This is a genomic window from Actinomycetes bacterium (genome assembly GCA_035506535.1).
Classification (GTDB): Bacteria; Actinomycetota; Actinomycetes; order DATJPE01; family DATJPE01; genus DATJPE01.
In genome coordinates this window covers 26,830-44,304 of the sequence record DATJPE010000029.1, presented here as the reverse complement: position 1 = coordinate 44,304, position 17,475 = coordinate 26,830, and the positions used below count along the sequence as shown (strand labels likewise).

The window sequence follows — 17,475 nt, the reverse complement described above, 5'->3', positions numbered from 1 at the left end:
TCAGGTCGCGTCGGCGTCCCAGGGCGGCGGCGTCCCGGCGGCTGCCGCCGGCGGGTCCGCCACCGGCGGGGAGACGTTGGGCGTGGCCGTCCCGTTGGCCCGCCGCGCCGGCGGCCGCTCCTCCAACGCCGCGTCCAGGTCGTCGCGCTCCTCGAGCAGCTGGCGTCGCACGTAGCGGCGGGGGTCGAGGTCCTGGAGGTCCTTCAGACCGAGCTCCTCGAGGTCGGGAAGGGCCCCCGACACCTCGTCCCGGGCCTCCTGGGCCATCCGCCGCAGCTGCCGCAGGATGCGCGCCGCGTCCGCCGCGAGGCCGGGCAGCCGCTCCGGGCCGAAGACCAGCAGGGCCAGGACGGCCAGGATCACGAACTCGAAGCCCGAAATCCCGAAGAACACCGAGCCAGGGTAGCCCCGCGCGCTGCGTGGGCCGTCCAGGCGCGGGGCCGCTCGCGGCGGGTCACCGGGCGCCTCAGCCGAGCGGGTCGATCCAGGACCCGAGGCGATGCATGCCCCGCCTGATCCTCGCCCACGCGCCGGCCGGCTCCTCCTCACCGGGCAGCGCCGCGACGATCGCGCTCACGTCGGTCGGGGTGTCCGACACGACCGTGTAGACGATCCCGTCGGCGGCCCAGGTGACCTCGTCCGACCCGCGGGTGTAGACCGTGCGGCCGGCCATCGTGGCGCGGGTGTAGCCGGCGAGGCCGGCACGGGCCAGGTGGCCACGCTCCTCGAACACCGAGACGCTGACCAGCCCGTCGCTGTACGCCAGGTGCACGACCGCCGCCCCGGTTGCGGCGGAGCGGCGCACGTCGTAGAGCGTGAGGTCGCCCGGGAGGTGCCTGGGGCAGTCCCAGCCCCCGGCCGCCAGGAGCGAGACCTCGCTGGGGGCGACCTCCGAGGCCCACGGCGACGCGACGTCTCGGCCCGGTGGCATGGTGGCGGCCACGCCGGCGTGGACCTCGATGAACGCCGTCGAGTGCGTGACGCGGCCCGCGGGGTCCAGGAGCTCGCGGCGCAGGAGCAGTCCGGACGAACGGTCGATCCAGAACCGGGCGGCCACCGAGCCGTCAGGGCGAAGCGCGGTCACCAGCTCGGTGGTGTGCCCGGCCACCGACTGCCCGTCCTGCAGCCGAAGCAGGTACGTCGCCGCCAACAGCGCCAGGGGCCCGCTGCCGTCCGGGGTCGAGGAGGTCTCCGGGCCGGTGCCGTCGGGGACGTAGGTCACGTCGCCGCTGTCCTGAGGGGTCGCCTGCAGACGCGCGACGGTGCCCTGCCCGGGCTCGTGGGACAGGTCCACGTAGCGCGCGACGCTGCCGGACGAGGTCCAGGTGGTCACGACCTGGGTTCCGCTCCACGGGATCGCCGTACGCGCGACCGCGGCCCGGCGCAGCACCGCCAGCGCCTGCGCGTCCTGGCTGCGGCGCGGCACGCCGAGCAGCGAGGAGGCCGCGACGCTCGCCCCGGATGCGGCGATCGCCGCGCGGTCGGGCTCGCCGGAGGAGCTCCCCCCGCCGGCGACCCAGCCGATCGCGGCACCGAGGCCGACACCGGCGACGAGGGCGGCCCCAACGGGGAGCACCACCCGCGCGGACGGCCTACGCAGTCCCTTCACCGGCTCGTGACCCCGGCGGGGACGACCTGGGCGGCGAGCGGCGCGGCGTCGGGGAGCATGAACTGAGCAGTGGTCGCGATGTGCTCGCGCACCATCGCGGTCGAGGCCGGGACGACGGCGGGGCCGCCGTTGCCGCCGGAGGAGGAGCCGCCGCCGCCGAGGAACCAGCCGGCGCCGAGGGTGACGACGGCTGCCACGGAGGCGACCGCGGACAGGGCGGCCATCCGATGCTGCGGGCGCCGCCCCGCGGTGGGGAGCGGGACGGGGGCCAGGAACGAGGTCTGCGGCAGGTCGTGGAGACGGGCGATGAAGGCTGGGTCCGGGACGGGGGCCGGGAGCTCGGCCAGCAGCCGCTTGGTCAGCCGCTCGGCGTCGAGGACAGCGCGGCAGTCGCCGCAGCCGGCGACGTGGGCGAGGACACGCTCGGCCTCCTGCGGGGGCAGCGCGTGGTCGGCCAGCGCGGTCAGCCGGTCGTCCGCCCGCGGGCACGGACGGCCGCCCAGGACGCCGGTGTCGAAGGGTGAGGACGTCATCGGTTGCCCCCCGGGAGGGCAGGGCCGATACCGCCGCCCGGGCGCAGGCGCGACGACAGGGCGGCCCGCAGCTGGCTGCGGCCGCGATGGATGCGGCTGCGCACCGTGCCCAGCTTGATGTCGAGGGTCTCGGCGATCTCCTCGTAGGTCAGGCCCTCGACGTCGGCGAGGACCACCGCGGCGCGGAAGTCCTCGGGGAGGGAGTCGAGGGCGGCCTGGACGTCGGCCTCCATGACGCCCTCCACCACGGTGTGCTCGGGTGAGGGCTCCCGACCCTCGATGCGGTCCGAGGCATCCTCACCCAGCGCGTCGAAGCGGATCCGGTTCCGTCGGCGCACCTGGTCGAGGAAGAGGTTGGTCGTGATCCGGTGCAGCCAGCCCTCGAAGCTGCCGGGCGTGTAGGTGGACAGGGACCGGAACACCCGGACGAAGACCTCCTGGGTGAGGTCCTCGGCGTCGTGCTTGTTGCCGGTCAGGCGGTACGCCAGCCGGTAGACGCGGTCCCCGTGCTCGACGACCACCTGCTCCCAGCTGGGAGGCTGCCACGGGGCCGGCGGATGCTCGCCGGCGGCGTCCGCCGCCGGCGCGGCGGGCGTGGCTGGGCCGTCGATCGACTCGACGGCCTCACCGTCGGGCCGGGCCCGCTCCTCCACGTCGCCTCCCACCATGAGCAGGACGGCGTCCATCGTCCCTCCTGTTCACGCGGTGACCAAACGTCGAGGCCGTGGGTCGGCAGGCGAGCCGGTCGGCCCGTCGAGCGCACCCGGCGGGCCCACGGCCCGTGAACGCGCCTGTCCGGACGCAAGTTCCCGCGTACGCTGCTCGCCGTGCCCGGGAGCCTGAGCCAGAGCTGGACCTACGCCGAGCAGTACCTGCCCGAGGACGAGGTGCTCCTCGCCGCGCGCAAGCGCGCCGACGAGGTCGGCTGTGTGCCGGTCGAGTCGGGCAGCGGGGCGCTGCTGCGCTTCATGGCGGCGCTGCTGGACGCCCGGGCCGTCGTGGAGATCGGCACCGGCACCGGCGTCTCCGGGGTGTGGCTGCTCCGGGGGATGCGCGAGGACGGCGTGCTCACCAGCGTCGACGTCGAGGCCGAGCACCAGCGACTGGCCCGCGAGACCTTCCGAGAGGCCGAGATCGCGCCGAACCGAGTCCGGCTCATCACCGGCCGGGCCCTCGAGGTGCTGCCCCGTCTGACCGACGGTGGTTACGACCTCGTCCACGTCGACGGCGACAAGCAGGAGTACCCGGAGTACTTCACCGAGTCGCTTCGCCTGCTGCGCCCCGGTGGTGTGGTGGTCTTCGACAACGCGCTGTGGCACGACCGCGTGGCCGACCCCGCGCAGCGCGACCCGGACACGGTCGCGGTCCGCGAGACGGCCCGACTGGTCCGTGACAGCGAGGCGGTGGTGCCGGTGCTCCTCCCCGTCGGCGACGGCGTCCTGCTGGCTCGCAAGACATGACCGGTCAGACGCGAAGCGACTCCAGCCAGCGCAGCAGCAGCCGGACGCCGTAGCCGGTGGCACCCCGCGTGAGCTCGTCGGTGTCGGCGTCGCTGCGCCCGGTCCCGGCGATGTCCAGGTGCGCCCAGGGCCGGTCCCCGGCGAACTCGCGCAGGAACAGGGCCGCCAGGATCGTGCCGGCGCTGAACCGGGCGGGCTTCGCGGCGACGTTGGAGAGGTCCGCGACGTCGGAGTCGACGGCGGGCCGGTAGTCCTCGACGAAGGGCATCCGCCACACCCGCTCCCCCGACGCCTCCCCCGCCCGCTCGAGCGCTCGCGCCAGCGCGTCCCGGGTGGCGAACAGGGCGGCGTCACGGCGGCCGAGCGCGATCGAGACGGCGCCGGTCAGGGTCGCGATGTCGATCATCGCGTCGGGGCGCAGCCGGGCGTCGGCGTAGGCCAGGGCGTCGGCGAGCACGAGCCGGCCCTCGGCGTCGGTGTTGAGCACCTCGCTGGTACGCCCGCCGTAGTGACGGATGACGTCGGAGGGTCGCATCGCCGAGCCCGAGGGCATGTTCTCCGCGCAGGCGAGCAGCCCGGTGACCCGTGCCCGGATCCCGAGCCGCGGCAGCGCCGCGAGGACCGCCAGGACCGCGCCCGCCCCCGCCATGTCGGTCTTCATCGCCACCATCGACTCGGCCGGCTTCAGCGAGATGCCCCCGCTGTCGAAGGTGATCCCCTTGCCGATGAGGACCAGGTGAGGCACCCGTCCCCCGGGGGAGTAGCCCAGCTCGACGAGCCGGGGAGGGCGCACCGATCCACTGCCTACGGCGAGGATGCCGCCGAAACCCTCGTCGGCGAGCTCGTGCTCGTCGCGCACCCGCACGCGCAGGCCGGCCGAGGCGGCGGCGGCGACCGCCTGCTCCGCCAGCCACTGCGGCGACTTCGTCGAGGACGGGGTGTTGGCCAGGTCTCTCGCCAGATGGACGGCGCCCGCGGTCACCTCGGCTCGGCGCAGCGCCTCGGGGTAGGCGCCGACGAGGGTGACCTCGAGGGGCCGGGCCCGGGCGGCGCCGGCCTTCGGCACGGCGTAGGCGGCCAGCGCCAGCCCCTCCGCGAAGGCACGTACCGCCTCCCCCGAGACGCCCCCGAGACCGGCGACCGCAAGCGGTCCGGTGTCGGCCCGTGTCGCGCGGCCCACCGCCGCGCCGGCCCTGCGCATCGCAGCGGACCCGCCGTCGCCGGTGCCGACCAGCAGGACGCGGCGCAGCGCTCCCTCGGGCACGGGCACCTCGAGCACGGACCCGGCCCGGCCGGCGGCGGGTGCGCGGCCCAGGTGCGCGACCAGGACCTCCTCCGCGGGCGCCCCCGCCGCCCGCAGGACGTTCGCGACGCCGCGGGCGGGACGGGGCGCGTCGCCGCCGCTGACCAGGCAGGCCAGCACGGTCGCGGGAGCCCCGAGGGCGGGGGCACTGCTCAGGACCGGCACCGGCATGCGGACCACCCTCCCACCCTGGTCCAGGACAACGTGAAGGCCCTGGACCAGCGAGGGTCTCAGGGCCTCCACGGGCGGCCGGACCAGCCGGCCGATGGCCTGCAGGTCAGCCGACAGCAGCCTTCAGCGCGTCGCCGAGGTTGGTCGCCTCGTCGGGGGTCAGCTCGACGACCAGACGGCCGCCACCCTCGAGGGGAACCCGCATGACGATGCCGCGACCCTCCTTGGTGACCTCGAGCGGGCCGTCGCCGGTACGCGGCTTCATGGCCGCCATCTGGTTCCCCTTCCTCCTGCGTGCTGCGCCCGGCCGGAGGCGGTCGGATCAGCGTCGATGGTCTCCCGCCCATTATCCCGCACGGCCCGGCGTGCCGGTGACCGGCGGTGCAGACTGACCGGCGTGCACGCCCGCTCAGCTCTGTTCGACCTCTACGGCGACCATTTGCGCCGCAGAGGCGGTACCGCCCCCATCGCCTCCCTCGTCCGCCTGCTCGGGTCTCTCGGCATCGCCGCGCCGGCGGTCCGCACCGCGGTCTCGCGGATGGTCCGACAGGGATGGCTCGTCCCGATGACGCTCGAGGGCGGTCCCGGGTACGCGCTGACGCCCAAGGCCGTCGCCCGCCTCGACGACGCCGTCGCGCGCGTGTTCCGCACCGACCCGCCCGAGTGGGACGGCCGCTGGGACCTCGTCGTGACCTCCCGCCCGGCGAGCCGGTCAGCGCGTGAGCGCCTGCGCGCGGGGATGACCTTCCTCGGCTACGCCCCGATCGGCGACGACACCTGGGTGGCTCCGCGAAGGAGTCCCGAGGCGGCGGCGCTGCTGGACTCGGAAGGGGTGGACGTGCACTGGTTCGGGTCGGCCCGGGCGGAGGACGCGCGAGCGCTCGTCCGCTCGGCGTGGGACCTCGAGGCGCTCGCGACGGCGTACGCCCGCTGGCTCGACGAGGCGTCGCTGCTGGTCGGGGACGACGTCGCGCCGCCGGCCACCGACGAGGACGCTTTCGCGCTGCGCAGCCAGCTGGTCCACGAGTGGCGCAAGTTCTTGTTCACCGACCCGGCACTGCCCCCCGAACTGCTGCCGGAGGACTGGGTCGGCTCCGTCGCGGCCGACTTCTTCGACCGGCATGCCGCAGCGCTGCAGCCCGGTGCCAGCCGCTGGGTCGAGGCCTGCCTGCGCCGCTGACGCACGCGCGCTCGCTCGAGGCGCATCAGCCGGCGGACTCGCGCACGGTCGTCGCCATCAGAGCCGGACGTGGCAGCCGGACAGGTGGTCGTCGACCATGCCGGCGGCCTGCATGGTGGCGTAGGCGGTCGTCGGCCCGACGAAGACGAAGCCGCGCCGCTTCAGCTCCTTGGCCATGGCAGTGGACTCTGCCGTCTTCGCGGGTACCTCGGCGAACGACACCGGTCGCGGGCGGGGCGAGGGCGCGAAGGACCACAGCAGCGAGGCGAGCCCCTCCGGCTGCTCGAGGGCCACGCGTGCGTTGTGGATCGCGGCGTCGACCTTGGCCCCGTTGCGCACGATCCCCACGTCCGCCAGCAGGCGGTCGCGGTCGGCCGGCCCGAACCCGGCCACCGCCTCGATCGCGAACCCCGCGAACGCCGCGCGGAAGGCCGCCCGCTTGCGCAGGATGGTCAGCCACGACAGCCCCGACTGGAAGGCTTCGAGCACCAGCCGCTCGTACATCCCGTCGTCGGTGCGCACCGGCCGGCCCCACTCGTGGTCGTGGTAGCCGACGTACTCGGGGGCGCTCGCGCCCCAGGCGCAGCGGGTCAGACCGTCGGCTCCGACGACGAGGTCGCTCACGCGGTCGGGTGCTCGAGCGAACGGGCGAGGCGCAGCAGCGAGCGGCGGACGCCCGCCGCGGCGAGCGGGCGGACGATCGGCCAGGCGAGGCGACCGAGCCGACCGTACGGCAGCTCGAGCTGCTCGGCCCACAGGAAGCGGCTACCCCCGCCCTCGGGCACCACCTCGAACACCCCCGTCCCGGTCACCGGCTTCCCGGTGTGGGTGACGACACAGCGGCGCGGCGGGTCCCACTCGGTGATGACCATGGTGTCGAGGAAGCCCAGCCGGCCCACGCCGGTGAACGCCTCGAGACGCCCACCGACCCCGACGCCACCTCCGACCGTGCCGCGCACCCTCGTCCCGAGCATCCACTCGCCCTGACGGTCCCAGTCGACGACGGCGTCCCACACCGCCTCCGGGGCCGCGTCGATGTGCACGTCGAGGCGCAGCTCCGCACGCTCAGCCGTCGGCACGGGGCTCCCGCGGCACGTTGCCGCGTTGGGCCTCGAGCTCGTCGATGAGCTCGTCGCGCAGCGAGATCTCCTCGGCGAGCCGGTCGAGCAGCCGGTCCACCTCGGCCATCCGGTACCCCCGGAACGCCACGCCGAACCGCACCTGCCGCAGGTCCTGCCCGCTCACCGGGCGCTCGCTGGGCAGCCACGGTCCCGGGCGGTCCGGCCGTGGGGGCTCGAGACCGTCCCCGCTGCCCGACGCCACGAACGCGACGACACCGAGGATCGCGATCCCGGTCAGCACGAACACGAACGTCACGAGAGGATCGTGCCACGGACAGCGCCGCGCGACGCCGCGGCCAGGAGGAGGGGTGCATCGTGCCGCTGCGCCTGCGGGGGCGCCTGGTCCCCGAGGACCGCCTGCTGGTGATGGCCATCGTCAACCGGACGCCGGACTCCTTCTACGACCAGGGTGCGACCTTCGCGCGGGAGGCGGCGCTCGAGGCAGTGGACCACGCGGTCGAGGAGGGCGCCGACCTCGTCGACATCGGCGGGGTCAAGGCGGGACCGGGAGCCGAGGTCGGGGTGGTCGAGGAGATCGAGCGGACCGCCGGCTTCGTCGCCGACGTACGCCAGCGCCACCCGGACCTGGTGATCAGCGTGGACACATGGCGCCACGAGGTGGGTCGCGTGTGCTGCGAGGCGGGCGCCGACGTGCTCAACGACGCCTGGGGCGGGTTCGACCCGCACCTGGCGGAGGTGGCTGCGGAGTTCGGCGTCGGCCTGGTCTGCACGCACGCGGGCGGTGCGACGCCGCGCACCCGCCCGCACCGGGTGGGCTACGACGACGTGGTCGCCGACGTGCGGCGACGTACGGTCGCCGAGGCCGAGCGGGCGGTCGCCCTCGGCGTCCCGGCCGACTCGGTGCTCATCGACCCAGGGCACGACTTCGGCAAGAACTCCCGACACTCGCTGGAGGCGACGCGGCGGCTGCCCGAGCTCGTGGCGACCGGCTGGCCCGTGCTGGTGTCGCTGTCGAACAAGGACTTCGTCGGGGAGACCCTCGACCGGCCGGTCGGGGAGCGACTGACCGGGACCCTGGCGGCGACCGCCGTCTCGGCCTGGCTCGGCGCGCGCGTGTTCCGCGCGCACAACGTCCGTGAGACGCGCGAGACCCTGGACATGGTCGCCTCGATCCAGGGGGTACGGCCGCCGGCCGTGTCCCGCCGCGGCCTGGCCTGACCGCGGCCGACTCGAGGGCGCAGGGCAGGCTCACCCGCCCGGCGGACTGGGCAGGGCGGGGAACTCGACGCATCATCGAAGACGTCATGCTCGTCGGGGGCCGAACGGGCTGGGAGGGGTACCCGTCGTGACTGGTTCGCGCATCGCGCTCGTCCTCGCCGCGGGTGTGGCCGCCGGCGCGACCATCGCGGGCGTCGGGGTCGTGGCCACCTCAGCTGCACGGCACCCGACGAGCCGGGTGGCCGCGGCCAGCGGTTCGGGGGACAGCGTCGAGATGCAGGCCCTCGACCAGCTCGCCGGGCTGCAGGCCACGCGGACACGCTCGAGCCAGCCGTCGACCTCGAATGCGCCCAACGGCGGTCCGCACCTGATGGGTCCGATGGGTCGTGGCCCGCTTTGGCGCGGCCTCATGGGCGGCGGTCTCATGGGCGGCGGCCCGGTGGGCGGCGCGGTGCTGCACGGCACCGTCACGGTGCAGACCCCGGACGGCAAGACGGTGGACGTCGAGGTGCAGCGGGGCACGGTGTCCGCGGTGGGCGGCGGGCACCTCACCGTGCGCAGCAGCGACGGGTTCAGCACGACCTGGTCGACGGGGGGCGACACCCGCTACCTCGCTCCCGGGCTCAGGTGGCGGCTGGGCGGCACGAAGCCGGGCAGCTCGGCCGCACCCTCCACCGCTCCCTCCGGATCGGCCCCGGCCAAGGGTGCGCTGGTGCTGGTGCTGGGCCGGGTGCAGGGGAGCTCGTCCCCGACCGCTCGTCTCGTGCTCACCGTCCCGGACCTGTCGAAGCTGCGTCAGACGGCGCCGCGGTGGATGGGCCCGGGCAACCGCCACGGGTGGGGCGGCCCGAATGGCGAAGCCCCGTACGCGAGCCCGAAGGCGTCGCCGGCCAAGACCGCCTGACCGAGGTCAGGGCATCGGGTCCCGCCTGACCGAGGTCAGGGCATCGGGTTCTGCCTGACCGAGGTCAGGGCTCGAACTCCAGCAGGTCCTCGGCCGACACCGCGGTGGGCGCCGGGGGCGTCGGCCCGGGGGCCAGGCCCGCCCCCAGGAGCGCGAAGGCCTCGCTCACCTCGGCGGCCCAGGACAGGGCGCCGAGTGCCTCGGGGTGCACAAAGGCCTGCTCCACCAGCCGGTCCACGTAGCTGCGCAGCGCGGCGTACGTGCCGAACGGGTCGAGCACGACCACCGGGCGCGCGTGCATGCCGAGGCTGCGCGCGGTCCAGGTCTCGAACAGCTCCTCCAGCGTGCCGAGGCCGCCGGGCAGCGTGAGCACCGCGTCCGAGCGCGCCTCCATCGCCGCCTTGCGGGAACGCATGTCATCGGTGACGACCAGCTCGTCGGCGTCGTGGTCGGCCACCTCGAGGTCGACCAGGGCCCTCGGGATGACCCCGACGGTGCGGGCGCCCGCCGAGCGGGCCGCTCGCGCGAGCGCGCCCATGGAGCCGACGCTGCCGCCGCCGCTGACGAGCGTCCACCCCCGCCGCCCGATCTCCGTACCCACCGCGGACGCGACGTCCAGGTGGCGCGCGTCGATGCGGGTCGAGGACGCGCAGAAGACGCACAGGGCGGTCACGGCGTACGGCGCCGGTCGTAGCCGGCCTCTCCCCTGCTCGGTCCGAGGTCCTCGGCGCCCAGGCCGTTGGTGTACATGGCACTCTCCTCGGCGACCTGCAGCGCGTGCAGGGAGGCGAGCTCGTCGACCTCCTTGTGCGAGCGGTCGGCTTCGCTCGCCTGGATGAAGGCCACCGCCTCGTCGACGTCGTCGGTCAGGTGGAGCAGGGTCAGGTCGGGCGGGCTCACCTTGCCGCTCTCCAGCACGGTGTCGCGCATCCAGTCGACCAGACCGCGCCAGTACGACGTCCCGAGCAGGACGATCGGGAACGAGGTCACCTTGCGGGTCTGCACCAGCACGAGGGCCTCGAACAGCTCGTCGAGGGTGCCGAAGCCGCCGGGCGTCACCACGAAGCCCTGGGCGTACTTGACGAACATGGTCTTGCGCGCGAAGAAGTAGCGGAAGTTGATCCCGATGTCGACCCACGGGTTCAGGCCCTGCTCGAAGGGCAGCTCGATCCCGAGGCCGACGGAGGTACCGCCGGCCTCGCAGGCCCCGCGGTTGGCCGCCTCCATCGTGCCGGGGCCGCCGCCGGTGATGACGGCGTAGCCGGCGTTGGCCAGCGCCGCGCCGAGGCGGACCCCGAGGGCGTACTCGGGGTCGTGCCGGTGGGTACGGGCCGAGCCGAACACGCTCACCGCCCGGCCGAGCTCCGCGAGCATGCCGAAGCCCTCGACGAACTCCGACTGGATCCGCAGGACCCGCCAGGGGTCGGTGTGGACCCAGTCGCTGGGCCCGCGGCTGTCGAGCAGTCGCTGGTCGGTGGTGGTCGACTCGACCATCCGGCGCCGCAGCGTCACCGGCCCGCGGTGCTGCTCCACCGGCAGGTCGTCGGGGTCGACCGGGCCCGGGGCGGTCGCGGGGTCGGGTGCCGGGTCAGTGGCCACGCGGTCACGCTACCCAGCCTCGGCCCGGGCGGACGACGGGACCGGCCGAGGGAATCAGTTGACGCCTCAAGTAGTTGAGTGATATAAAGTTGAATACACAACCAGTGACCTCCGAGGAGCCTTCGATGACCGTCACCACCACCACCACCCAGTTGACCGGCACCTGGACGATCGACGCCGCACACAGCCGCCTCGGCTTCTCGGTGCGCCACGCGGGGATCGCCACCGTCCGCGGGTCCTTCGCCGGCTTCGAGGGCCAGCTCGTGCTCGACGGGACGAACCCGGCCAACAGCACCGCGACCGCGACGATCGACGCGACGAGCTTCACCACCGGCAACGAGCAGCGCGACGGCCACGTCAAGAGCCCCGACTTCCTCGACGTCGAGAAGTACCCGACCCTCACCTTCGCCTCGACCGAGGTCCGCCCGGACGGCGAGGACTACGTGCTCGTCGGCGACCTCACCATCCACGGCGTCACCCAGCCCGTGGAGATCAAGGTCGAGGTCGAGGGGCAGGCCGTGGACCCCTTCGGCAACACCCGGGTCGGCTTCTCGGGCGAGACGCAGATCAACCGCAAGGACTTCGGCCTCACCTGGAACGCCGCCCTCGAGACCGGCGGCCTCCTGGTCGGCGAGAAGGTGAAGATCACCCTCGACATCAGCGCCATCAAGGCCGCCTGAACCGGCGCCGCCTGAACCCGCGCCGCCTGAACCCGCGCCGGCTGGACCGGCGCCGGAGGCTGCCCGGCCCGAGCGGGACGCCTCTTTCGGATCGCACACCCTCCGCATGTCTTGGAATGAACGCGGCGTTCTCCCGAACCTATTGGAGGAACGCCGCGTTCATTCCTGACTGCAGGGGGGGGCAGCTGGTGGTCAGCTGGTGGTCAGCCAGGCGCGCAGGCGCTCCTCGCACGTGCGCAGCTGGGCCAGCGGTACGTGCTCCTGCGGGGTGTGCGCGAGCATCGGGTCGCCCGGCCCGTAGTTCAGCGCCGGCATGCCCAGCTCGGCGAAGCGCGCCACGTCGGTCCAGCCGTACTTCGCGCGGGGCGTCGCACCGACGGCCTCGACGAAGGCCTCGGCGGCCGGCAGCGTGAGCCCCGGCCGCGCGCCTCCCGCGACGTCGACGACCCGGACCTCCCAGTCGGCGAAGACCTCGCGCACGTGGGCCGCGGCCTGATCCGGCGTACGGTCGGGGGCGAAGCGGTGGTTGACGGTGACGACGCACTCGTCGGGCACCACGTTCCCGGCGACCCCGCCGCGGATCCCGACCGCCTGCAGCCCCTCGTGGTAGGTCAGGCCGTCCACCTCGGGCTCCCGGGGGACGTACGCGCGCAGCCGCTCGAGGACGGGGGCGGCGGCGTGGACGGCGTTCTCGCCCATCCACGCCCGCGCGGTGTGGGCGCGGCGGCCGGGGACGCGCACCTCCACGCGCAGCGTGCCCTGGCACCCCCCCTCGACACCAGCGGACGTCGGTTCGAGCAGCACCGCGAGGTCGCCCACGAGCAGGTCGGGGGAGGTACGGGCGAGGCGGAGCAGCCCGTTGAACTCCGCCTCCACCTCCTCGGCCTCGTAGAACAGGTACGTCGCGTCGCGCACCGGCTCGGCCACCGTCGCCGCCAGGCGCAGCATGACGGCGACCCCGCCCTTCATGTCGCAGGACCCGAGGCCGTACAGGAGATCCCCGTCCAGGCGCGACGGCAGGTTGCCGGCTGCCGGCACGGTGTCGAGGTGACCCCCGAAGACCACCCGCTCGCCACACCCCAGCCGGGTCCGGGCGACCACGGTGTCGCCGTCGCGGACCACGTCCAGCCAGGGTCTGGTCCGCAGCTCAGCCTCGACGGCGTCGGCCAGCGGTCCTTCGTGGTGGCTCTCGGAGGGGATGTCGACGAGGGCCGCCGTGAGCGTGACGACGTCGGCGTCGGCGTCCAGATCGGTCAAGGCCGTTCCTCGGCGAACACGCAGAACTCGTTGCCCTCGGGGTCCGCGCAGATGTCCCAGTCGATCTCGTCGTCACGGCGTCGGACCAGGGTGGCGCCGCGGGCGAGCACGTCCTCGTAGTCGCCGTCGACGTCCCAGTGGGTCCGGATCTTGGCCTGGCGCTGGCCCCCGCCGGCGACGAAGCGCAGCGCGGCGAACGGGGCTGCCGGTACGTCGGCGACGTACCACCCGCCCCCCGAGGCCGCCGCCGCCACCCCGCCGAGCATCGCCGCCCACCACCGCGCCAACGCCTCGGGGTCCGCGGCATCGACCATCACCTCGCGCAGACCGCGCTCGTCGGGCACCACGTAGAGAACCCCGCCCTCCGGGTCGCGCAGCGCCCACGGATCCGTCGGCTCCTCGCGCCCGCGCAGCACGCCCCCGCCCAGGGCGACCAGGTCCGACACCAGCTGCGCGTCCCCGCCCACCGTCAGGGCGACCCGCTGCTCGGCGGGGACGGGGTCGACGTGGTTGAGCCACACGTCGTCGGTCGACGTACGGCCACGCAGCACGATGTCGCCGTCGTCGAGCTGGTCGGCGAGCAGGTGGAGGGCCGTCGCCCAGAACGTGGCGACCGCGACCGGGTCCCGCGCGTCGATGCACAACGCCTTGAAGCGGACCACGCCGTCGCCCACGCTCCCCTGGTCCGCCACATCGCCTACGTTAGCCCGCGTGACCTCCCGCTCCGCCTCAGCTCACGGCGTCGCGACGTACGGCGCCGACGGCGCGCTGCTCGACGCGTGGTACCCCTCGCCGGCGCTCGGCCTCGACACCCCCGACGTCGACGGGCTCGATGCCCTGGTGGGTGCGGACGAGCGGCGCGGGGTGGAGGTACGCCGCCTGCACACGGTGTCCGCCCTCGACGATGCGCCGCTCGACGCGGCCGACGTGTACCTGCGCTTGCACCTGCTCTCCCACCGCCTCCTCGCCCCGCACGAGGCGAACCTCGAGGGCGTCTTCGGCCTGCTCGCCAACGTGGTGTGGACCTCCGCGGGGCCGTGCGCGGTCGCCGGCTTCGAGAACGTCCGGCTGCGGCTGCGGGCGGACGGCCCGCTGACGGTGCACGGCGTGGACAAGTTCCCGCGGATGGTGGACTACGTCGTGCCGGAGGGCGTACGGATCGCAGATGCCGACCGCGTCCGGCTTGGTGCCCACCTCGCCTCGGGGACGACCGTGATGCACGAGGGGTTCGTCAACTACAACGCGGGGACGCTGGGTGCCTCGATGGTCGAGGGACGCCTCTCGGCCGGGGTGGTCGTCGGCGACGGCTCGGACATCGGCGGCGGCGCGTCGGTGATGGGGACGCTCTCCGGCGGTGGCCGGCACGTCGTGTCGATCGGGCGGCGCTGCCTGGTGGGCGCCAACGCCGGGATCGGCATCTCCCTCGGCGACGACTGCGTCGTCGAGGCCGGGCTGTACGTCACTGCGGGCACCAAGGTCGCCCTGCCGGACGGCTCGACGCTGAAGGCGGCCGAGCTCTCCGGTCGCGACGGACTGCTGTTCCGACGCAACTCCACGACCGGACGGGTCGAGGCGATCGCGCGTACCGGCGACTGGGGCGGGCTCAACGCCGCCCTGCACGCCAACGACTGACTGGCGTCGACCTCCGCGTCGGCGGGGTCAGCGGCGGCCGCTCAGCCTGATCGCGAGGAATCCCGCCGCAAGCGGCCCTGTCAGGCCGGCGAGCAGGATCACCACGGGGTAGAGCCCGAGTCCGCCGGACACGCTGAAGCTGGACATCACGGGCGCCCCCATCCGGAAGTCACTCAGGACGGCGCGCAGGGCCAGCAGCGGCACTGCCGTCCCCAGCGCGACGACGGCTGAGGCGAGGAGCTTCTCGCCGGTGGTCCACGCCGAGGACACCCAGGCAAGCAGGAGCCCGATCAGCGACCCCACCCCGGGGAGGACGAAGGCGCCCACGGCCAGAAGCGCGACCGCAGCGATCTCCAGGCCTCCCCATCGCGCCGCCGTGGACACGTGAGACCCCTGAACCGCTGGCGGCGGCGCCGTCGGTGGCGCAGTCTCTGTCACCGGCGGAGGAGGCGGCGTCGGCGGGGCAGCCTCCGTGACCGGCGGAGGAGGCGCCGCCGCCTCTGTCGCTGTCGGAGGTGGCACGGACTGATGCTGGGGAGGGGGTTGCTGTCCGTCGGTCGCCGCAGCCACGATCTCCTCCGGCGTCCCCAGCCGATCGAGCAAGGTGCGGGTCCAGGCCTCGTCGGTCGCGCCATCAGCGCTGGCCCGTGCCTCGACGATGTGGTCACGGATCTCGAGGACGAGCTCGGCGCGGCGTCCGGGCGGCAGCGCGTACGCCGCCTTCTCGAGCCGACGCAGGTAGTCGTCGACCAGGCGATCGGTGCGATCCGTCTCGTTCATGTGGTGTCCTCCGTGCCCAAGAACGTCTCGACGGCGTCGCGGAAGCGGCGCCACTCCTCGACGAATCCCGCGAGTGCCGTACGCCCGGACGGGGTCAGCGCGTAGTACCGGCGGGGCGGGCCGGACTCCGACTCCCGCCACGACGTCTTGACCCAGCCGTCCCGCCTCAGGCGTGAGAGCAGGGGGTAGATCGTGCCCTCGCTGGTGACCATGCCGTCGACGTCGGAGAGCCGCCGGACCAGGTCGAAGCCGTACAGCTCCTCGTCCCGCAGCAGTGAGAGCACGCAGAACTCCAGGACCCCTCGACGCAGCTGGGTGAGCGGCAATCGTGCCTCACCCGGTTCCATGTCTCACAAGGTAGTACCAGACCATCATCCCCGCCAGCCCCCACCGCGCTTCCCCACCCGACCAGGGCGCCCGTTGATCCGAATGAACGCGGCGTTCCTTCGGACCTATTGGAGGAACGCCGCGTTCATTCGGAAAGGACGGGAGCAGGGTGGGTCAGGAGAAGGCCGGGCCGGTGAAGGTGGCGGTGTCGCCGACGACGACGTACGCCGACCACTGCCCGGGGAACCGCGGCAGCCAGGAGAGGCCGGCCACCCCGGCCACCACCAGGCCGGTGGCGGCGGCGTCGGCGAGACCACCGTCGGGCCCGACCACGGTCGCCGAGACGACATCGGCGGCCGGCCGGCCGGTGGCGGGGTCGATGACGTGCAGACCGCGCTCGTAGGTCCCCGACGTCGCCACCGCCCCGTCGTGGACCTCGACCACCCGGGCCACCTTGTCCGTCTCGACCGGATGCCGTACGCCGATCCGCCACGGCTCCCCCGGCGCCGCCGCGCCCCGGCAGACCACGTCACCGCCGGCGTTGACCGAGACGTTGGCGAACCCGGCCTCGCGCAGCATCGTGCACGCCCGGGCGGCCGCCCAGCCCTTGACGTAGCCACTCGGATCGACCCCGCCCGGTACGGCCCACGGGTCGAACGCGCCCGCAGTGAGGTCGCGCGCGATCCGGCACGCGGCTAGCACCTGGCGCACGATGGCAGGCGCGTCCTCCTCGGCCAGCCGGCCGCTGCGGATCAGGTGGACGGGGGTGTCGTCCCGGAAGGTCGAGAACCAGGCGTCCACGTCGTCGAGGAAGGCACCCACGCGGTCGAAGGCGCCCGGCGCTCGCGCCACCGTCTCGCCCCGGACGTCGAGGCGCACCGTCGTGCTCCACACGTCGATCTCGCGGGTCGCCGCCTGCCAGGTCACGACCGCATGATCACAGAGCCGCGCGAGGCGGGGATCAGAGGCCGGCCTGCGACATCGCGGCCGACAGCGCCTGCTTGTAGGCGTTGCAGGTGAACGTCGCCCCCGACACGTTGGCGATGTTGGCCGACTTCGCCGCCAGGGCCTCCTCGCGCAGCACGGGCAGCGCCTGGGCGTCGATCTCCCGCGAGTGCTGGCTGGACGCGTTGGCCGTGCCGTGCACGTCGAAGAACTGCCCGGACACCGTGGTCAGGGTGACGGTGATCGTTCCGTAGTGCATCTGCACCGACACGGTGAAGGTCTTGGTCGTCGGCGTCGGAGACGGCGTCGGGGTGGGCTTCGGCTTCGGCTTCGGCGTCGGCTTCGGCGTCGGCTTCGGCGTCGGCTTGGGCGATGGCTTCGGTGAGTGCTTGGGGGAGGCCTTCGGCGATGACGTCGATGCCGTGGGCGTCGACGACGGCTTCGAGGCGGGCTTGGAGGTGAGCGGGCCCCCGCTCACCGGGCTCGGCGCAGCTGACGTTCGCGGGGAGGATCGCGCGGGCTTGGCCCGCGCGCTTCGGTGGGCGGACGCCGTGGGCTTCGTCGCCTTCGCGTTGGCCTTGGCGGCGTGCGTCGTGACGGGTGACGGCGAGGGCGAGGGCCCGGCGGGCAGGACGGCCGGCGGTCCGTCCCCGACCGTTCCCACATGCAGCGGCCCGGCCGAGGAAGTGTCCACCAGGGTCGGGGACGCAGGGGAGTACGACAGCACGGCGGCGACGCCCGCCACGGTGCCGGCGGAGACGAGCAGGGCCCGCCTCATGATGCGCTCACCGACGA

At 74.0% G+C, this 17,475-nt stretch carries 23 protein-coding genes; 6 read left to right on the top strand and 17 right to left on the bottom strand.

Going from position 1 to position 17,475, the window contains the following annotated elements; all coding sequences use genetic code 11:
- From VMI11_03710 to sigE, 4 genes are all read right to left on the bottom strand, one after another.
- Positions 1–393 (bottom strand): sec-independent translocase, encoded by a 393-nt coding sequence (locus VMI11_03710; GenBank protein ID HTY71514.1) that lies wholly within the window; start codon positions 391–393, stop codon positions 1–3.
- A gap of 73 nt (positions 394–466) precedes the next feature.
- The gene (locus tag VMI11_03705) at positions 467–1,579 is read right to left on the bottom strand and encodes a sigma-E factor regulatory protein RseB domain-containing protein (protein HTY71513.1); all 1,113 of its coding nucleotides are present in this window, start codon (positions 1,577–1,579) and stop codon (positions 467–469) included.
- A 26-nt stretch (positions 1,580–1,605) separates the two neighbouring features.
- On the bottom strand, positions 1,606–2,142 hold the full coding sequence (locus tag VMI11_03700) for a zf-HC2 domain-containing protein (GenBank protein HTY71512.1): 537 nt from the start codon (positions 2,140–2,142) through the stop codon (positions 1,606–1,608).
- Positions 2,139–2,828 carry an RNA polymerase sigma factor SigE gene (gene sigE, locus VMI11_03695; GenBank protein HTY71511.1) on the bottom strand — a complete coding sequence of 230 codons (690 nt, stop codon included), beginning with the start codon at positions 2,826–2,828 and terminating at the stop codon, positions 2,139–2,141. Before sigE ends, VMI11_03700 begins: the two co-directional genes overlap by 4 nt.
- Positions 2,829–2,969: 141 nt before the next feature.
- Here sigE and VMI11_03690 point away from each other — a divergent pair, with 141 nt between their 5' ends.
- Positions 2,970–3,602 (top strand): O-methyltransferase, encoded by a 633-nt coding sequence (locus VMI11_03690; protein ID HTY71510.1) that lies wholly within the window; start codon positions 2,970–2,972, stop codon positions 3,600–3,602.
- Positions 3,603–3,606: 4 nt separating this feature from the next.
- On the opposite strand, the gene VMI11_03685 is transcribed toward VMI11_03690, so the two are convergent.
- Complete coding sequence (locus tag VMI11_03685) at positions 3,607–5,076, bottom strand: leucyl aminopeptidase (GenBank protein ID HTY71509.1); 1,470 nt, start codon at positions 5,074–5,076, stop codon at positions 3,607–3,609.
- 106 nt (positions 5,077–5,182) lie between these two features.
- Entirely contained in the window at positions 5,183–5,350 is a 168-nt protein-coding gene (locus tag VMI11_03680; protein ID HTY71508.1) for a DUF3117 domain-containing protein, read from the bottom strand.
- A 123-nt stretch (positions 5,351–5,473) separates the two neighbouring features.
- Here VMI11_03680 and VMI11_03675 point away from each other — a divergent pair, with 123 nt between their 5' ends.
- Positions 5,474–6,256 carry a PaaX family transcriptional regulator C-terminal domain-containing protein gene (locus VMI11_03675; protein HTY71507.1) on the top strand — a complete coding sequence of 261 codons (783 nt, stop codon included), beginning with the start codon at positions 5,474–5,476 and terminating at the stop codon, positions 6,254–6,256.
- A 57-nt stretch (positions 6,257–6,313) separates the two neighbouring features.
- On the opposite strand, the gene VMI11_03670 is transcribed toward VMI11_03675, so the two are convergent.
- From VMI11_03670 to VMI11_03660, 3 genes are read right to left on the bottom strand one after another with little or no spacing between them, the layout of a single operon-like run.
- On the bottom strand, positions 6,314–6,880 hold the full coding sequence (locus tag VMI11_03670; protein HTY71506.1) for a DNA-3-methyladenine glycosylase I: 567 nt from the start codon (positions 6,878–6,880) through the stop codon (positions 6,314–6,316).
- A complete protein-coding gene (locus VMI11_03665) occupies positions 6,877–7,311 on the bottom strand; it encodes an SRPBCC family protein (protein HTY71505.1) in 435 nt (144 codons plus the stop codon). The genes VMI11_03670 and VMI11_03665 overlap by 4 nt, the downstream gene beginning before the upstream one ends.
- Before the next feature lie 10 nt (positions 7,312–7,321).
- A complete protein-coding gene (locus tag VMI11_03660) occupies positions 7,322–7,633 on the bottom strand; it encodes a DivIVA domain-containing protein (GenBank protein HTY71504.1) in 312 nt (103 codons plus the stop codon).
- Between the two features lie 110 nt (positions 7,634–7,743).
- Between VMI11_03660 and folP the strand changes: the two genes are divergently transcribed.
- Both folP and VMI11_03650 read left to right on the top strand, forming a co-directional pair.
- The gene (gene folP, locus VMI11_03655; protein ID HTY71503.1) at positions 7,744–8,556 is read left to right on the top strand and encodes a dihydropteroate synthase; all 813 of its coding nucleotides are present in this window, start codon (positions 7,744–7,746) and stop codon (positions 8,554–8,556) included.
- Between the two features lie 127 nt (positions 8,557–8,683).
- Positions 8,684–9,460 (top strand): hypothetical protein, encoded by a 777-nt coding sequence (locus tag VMI11_03650; protein ID HTY71502.1) that lies wholly within the window; start codon positions 8,684–8,686, stop codon positions 9,458–9,460.
- Positions 9,461–9,524: 64 nt separating this feature from the next.
- On the opposite strand, the gene VMI11_03645 is transcribed toward VMI11_03650, so the two are convergent.
- Both VMI11_03645 and VMI11_03640 read right to left on the bottom strand, forming a co-directional pair.
- Positions 9,525–10,133: a TIGR00730 family Rossman fold protein gene (locus VMI11_03645; GenBank protein HTY71501.1), complete on the bottom strand. Its 609-nt coding sequence runs from the start codon at positions 10,131–10,133 to the stop codon at positions 9,525–9,527.
- Complete coding sequence (locus tag VMI11_03640; GenBank protein HTY71500.1) at positions 10,130–10,954, bottom strand: TIGR00730 family Rossman fold protein; 825 nt, start codon at positions 10,952–10,954, stop codon at positions 10,130–10,132. Before VMI11_03640 ends, VMI11_03645 begins: the two co-directional genes overlap by 4 nt.
- Before the next feature lie 230 nt (positions 10,955–11,184).
- Between VMI11_03640 and VMI11_03635 the strand changes: the two genes are divergently transcribed.
- On the top strand, positions 11,185–11,739 hold the full coding sequence (locus VMI11_03635; protein ID HTY71499.1) for a YceI family protein: 555 nt from the start codon (positions 11,185–11,187) through the stop codon (positions 11,737–11,739).
- 192 nt (positions 11,740–11,931) lie between these two features.
- On the opposite strand, the gene dapE is transcribed toward VMI11_03635, so the two are convergent.
- Both dapE and VMI11_03625 read right to left on the bottom strand, forming a co-directional pair.
- Complete coding sequence (gene dapE / locus VMI11_03630) at positions 11,932–12,996, bottom strand: succinyl-diaminopimelate desuccinylase (protein HTY71498.1); 1,065 nt, start codon at positions 12,994–12,996, stop codon at positions 11,932–11,934.
- Positions 12,993–13,688, bottom strand: a complete 696-nt coding sequence (locus VMI11_03625) for a VOC family protein (protein ID HTY71497.1) — start codon at positions 13,686–13,688, stop codon at positions 12,993–12,995. Before VMI11_03625 ends, dapE begins: the two co-directional genes overlap by 4 nt.
- Before the next feature lie 19 nt (positions 13,689–13,707).
- Here VMI11_03625 and dapD point away from each other — a divergent pair, with 19 nt between their 5' ends.
- Positions 13,708–14,628 carry a 2,3,4,5-tetrahydropyridine-2,6-dicarboxylate N-succinyltransferase gene (gene dapD / locus VMI11_03620; GenBank protein HTY71496.1) on the top strand — a complete coding sequence of 307 codons (921 nt, stop codon included), beginning with the start codon at positions 13,708–13,710 and terminating at the stop codon, positions 14,626–14,628.
- Positions 14,629–14,655: 27 nt separating this feature from the next.
- Here the strand turns inward: dapD and VMI11_03615 are convergent, their stop codons facing one another.
- The 4 genes from VMI11_03615 to VMI11_03600 all read right to left on the bottom strand — a co-directional run bounded on the left by VMI11_03615 (position 14,656) and on the right by VMI11_03600 (position 17,458).
- Positions 14,656–15,408 (bottom strand): hypothetical protein, encoded by a 753-nt coding sequence (locus tag VMI11_03615; GenBank protein HTY71495.1) that lies wholly within the window; start codon positions 15,406–15,408, stop codon positions 14,656–14,658.
- Positions 15,405–15,755, bottom strand: coding sequence for a PadR family transcriptional regulator (locus tag VMI11_03610; protein HTY71494.1), 351 nt, complete (start codon positions 15,753–15,755; stop codon positions 15,405–15,407). Before VMI11_03610 ends, VMI11_03615 begins: the two co-directional genes overlap by 4 nt.
- A 154-nt stretch (positions 15,756–15,909) precedes the next feature.
- Entirely contained in the window at positions 15,910–16,662 is a 753-nt protein-coding gene (locus VMI11_03605) for an FAD:protein FMN transferase (GenBank protein HTY71493.1), read from the bottom strand.
- A 34-nt stretch (positions 16,663–16,696) separates the two neighbouring features.
- Entirely contained in the window at positions 16,697–17,458 is a 762-nt protein-coding gene (locus tag VMI11_03600; GenBank protein HTY71492.1) for an FMN-binding protein, read from the bottom strand.
- Between the last annotated feature and the right edge of the window lie 17 nt (positions 17,459–17,475).

Coding starts and splice junctions, on each gene's coding strand:
- VMI11_03700 (HTY71512.1), bottom strand. CDS start 2,142: ATGACGTCCTCACCCTTCGACACCGGCGTCCTGGGCGGCCGTCCGTGC.
- VMI11_03635 (HTY71499.1), top strand. CDS start 11,185: ATGACCGTCACCACCACCACCACCCAGTTGACCGGCACCTGGACGATC.
- VMI11_03610 (HTY71494.1), bottom strand. CDS start 15,755: ATGGAACCGGGTGAGGCACGATTGCCGCTCACCCAGCTGCGTCGAGGG.
- VMI11_03615 (HTY71495.1), bottom strand. CDS start 15,408: ATGAACGAGACGGATCGCACCGATCGCCTGGTCGACGACTACCTGCGT.
- VMI11_03600 (HTY71492.1), bottom strand. CDS start 17,458: ATGAGGCGGGCCCTGCTCGTCTCCGCCGGCACCGTGGCGGGCGTCGCC.
- folP (HTY71503.1), top strand. CDS start 7,744: ATGGCCATCGTCAACCGGACGCCGGACTCCTTCTACGACCAGGGTGCG.
- VMI11_03640 (HTY71500.1), bottom strand. CDS start 10,954: ATGGTCGAGTCGACCACCACCGACCAGCGACTGCTCGACAGCCGCGGG.
- sigE (HTY71511.1), bottom strand. CDS start 2,828: ATGGACGCCGTCCTGCTCATGGTGGGAGGCGACGTGGAGGAGCGGGCC.
- VMI11_03680 (HTY71508.1), bottom strand. CDS start 5,350: ATGGCGGCCATGAAGCCGCGTACCGGCGACGGCCCGCTCGAGGTCACC.
- VMI11_03685 (HTY71509.1), bottom strand. CDS start 5,076: ATGCCGGTGCCGGTCCTGAGCAGTGCCCCCGCCCTCGGGGCTCCCGCG.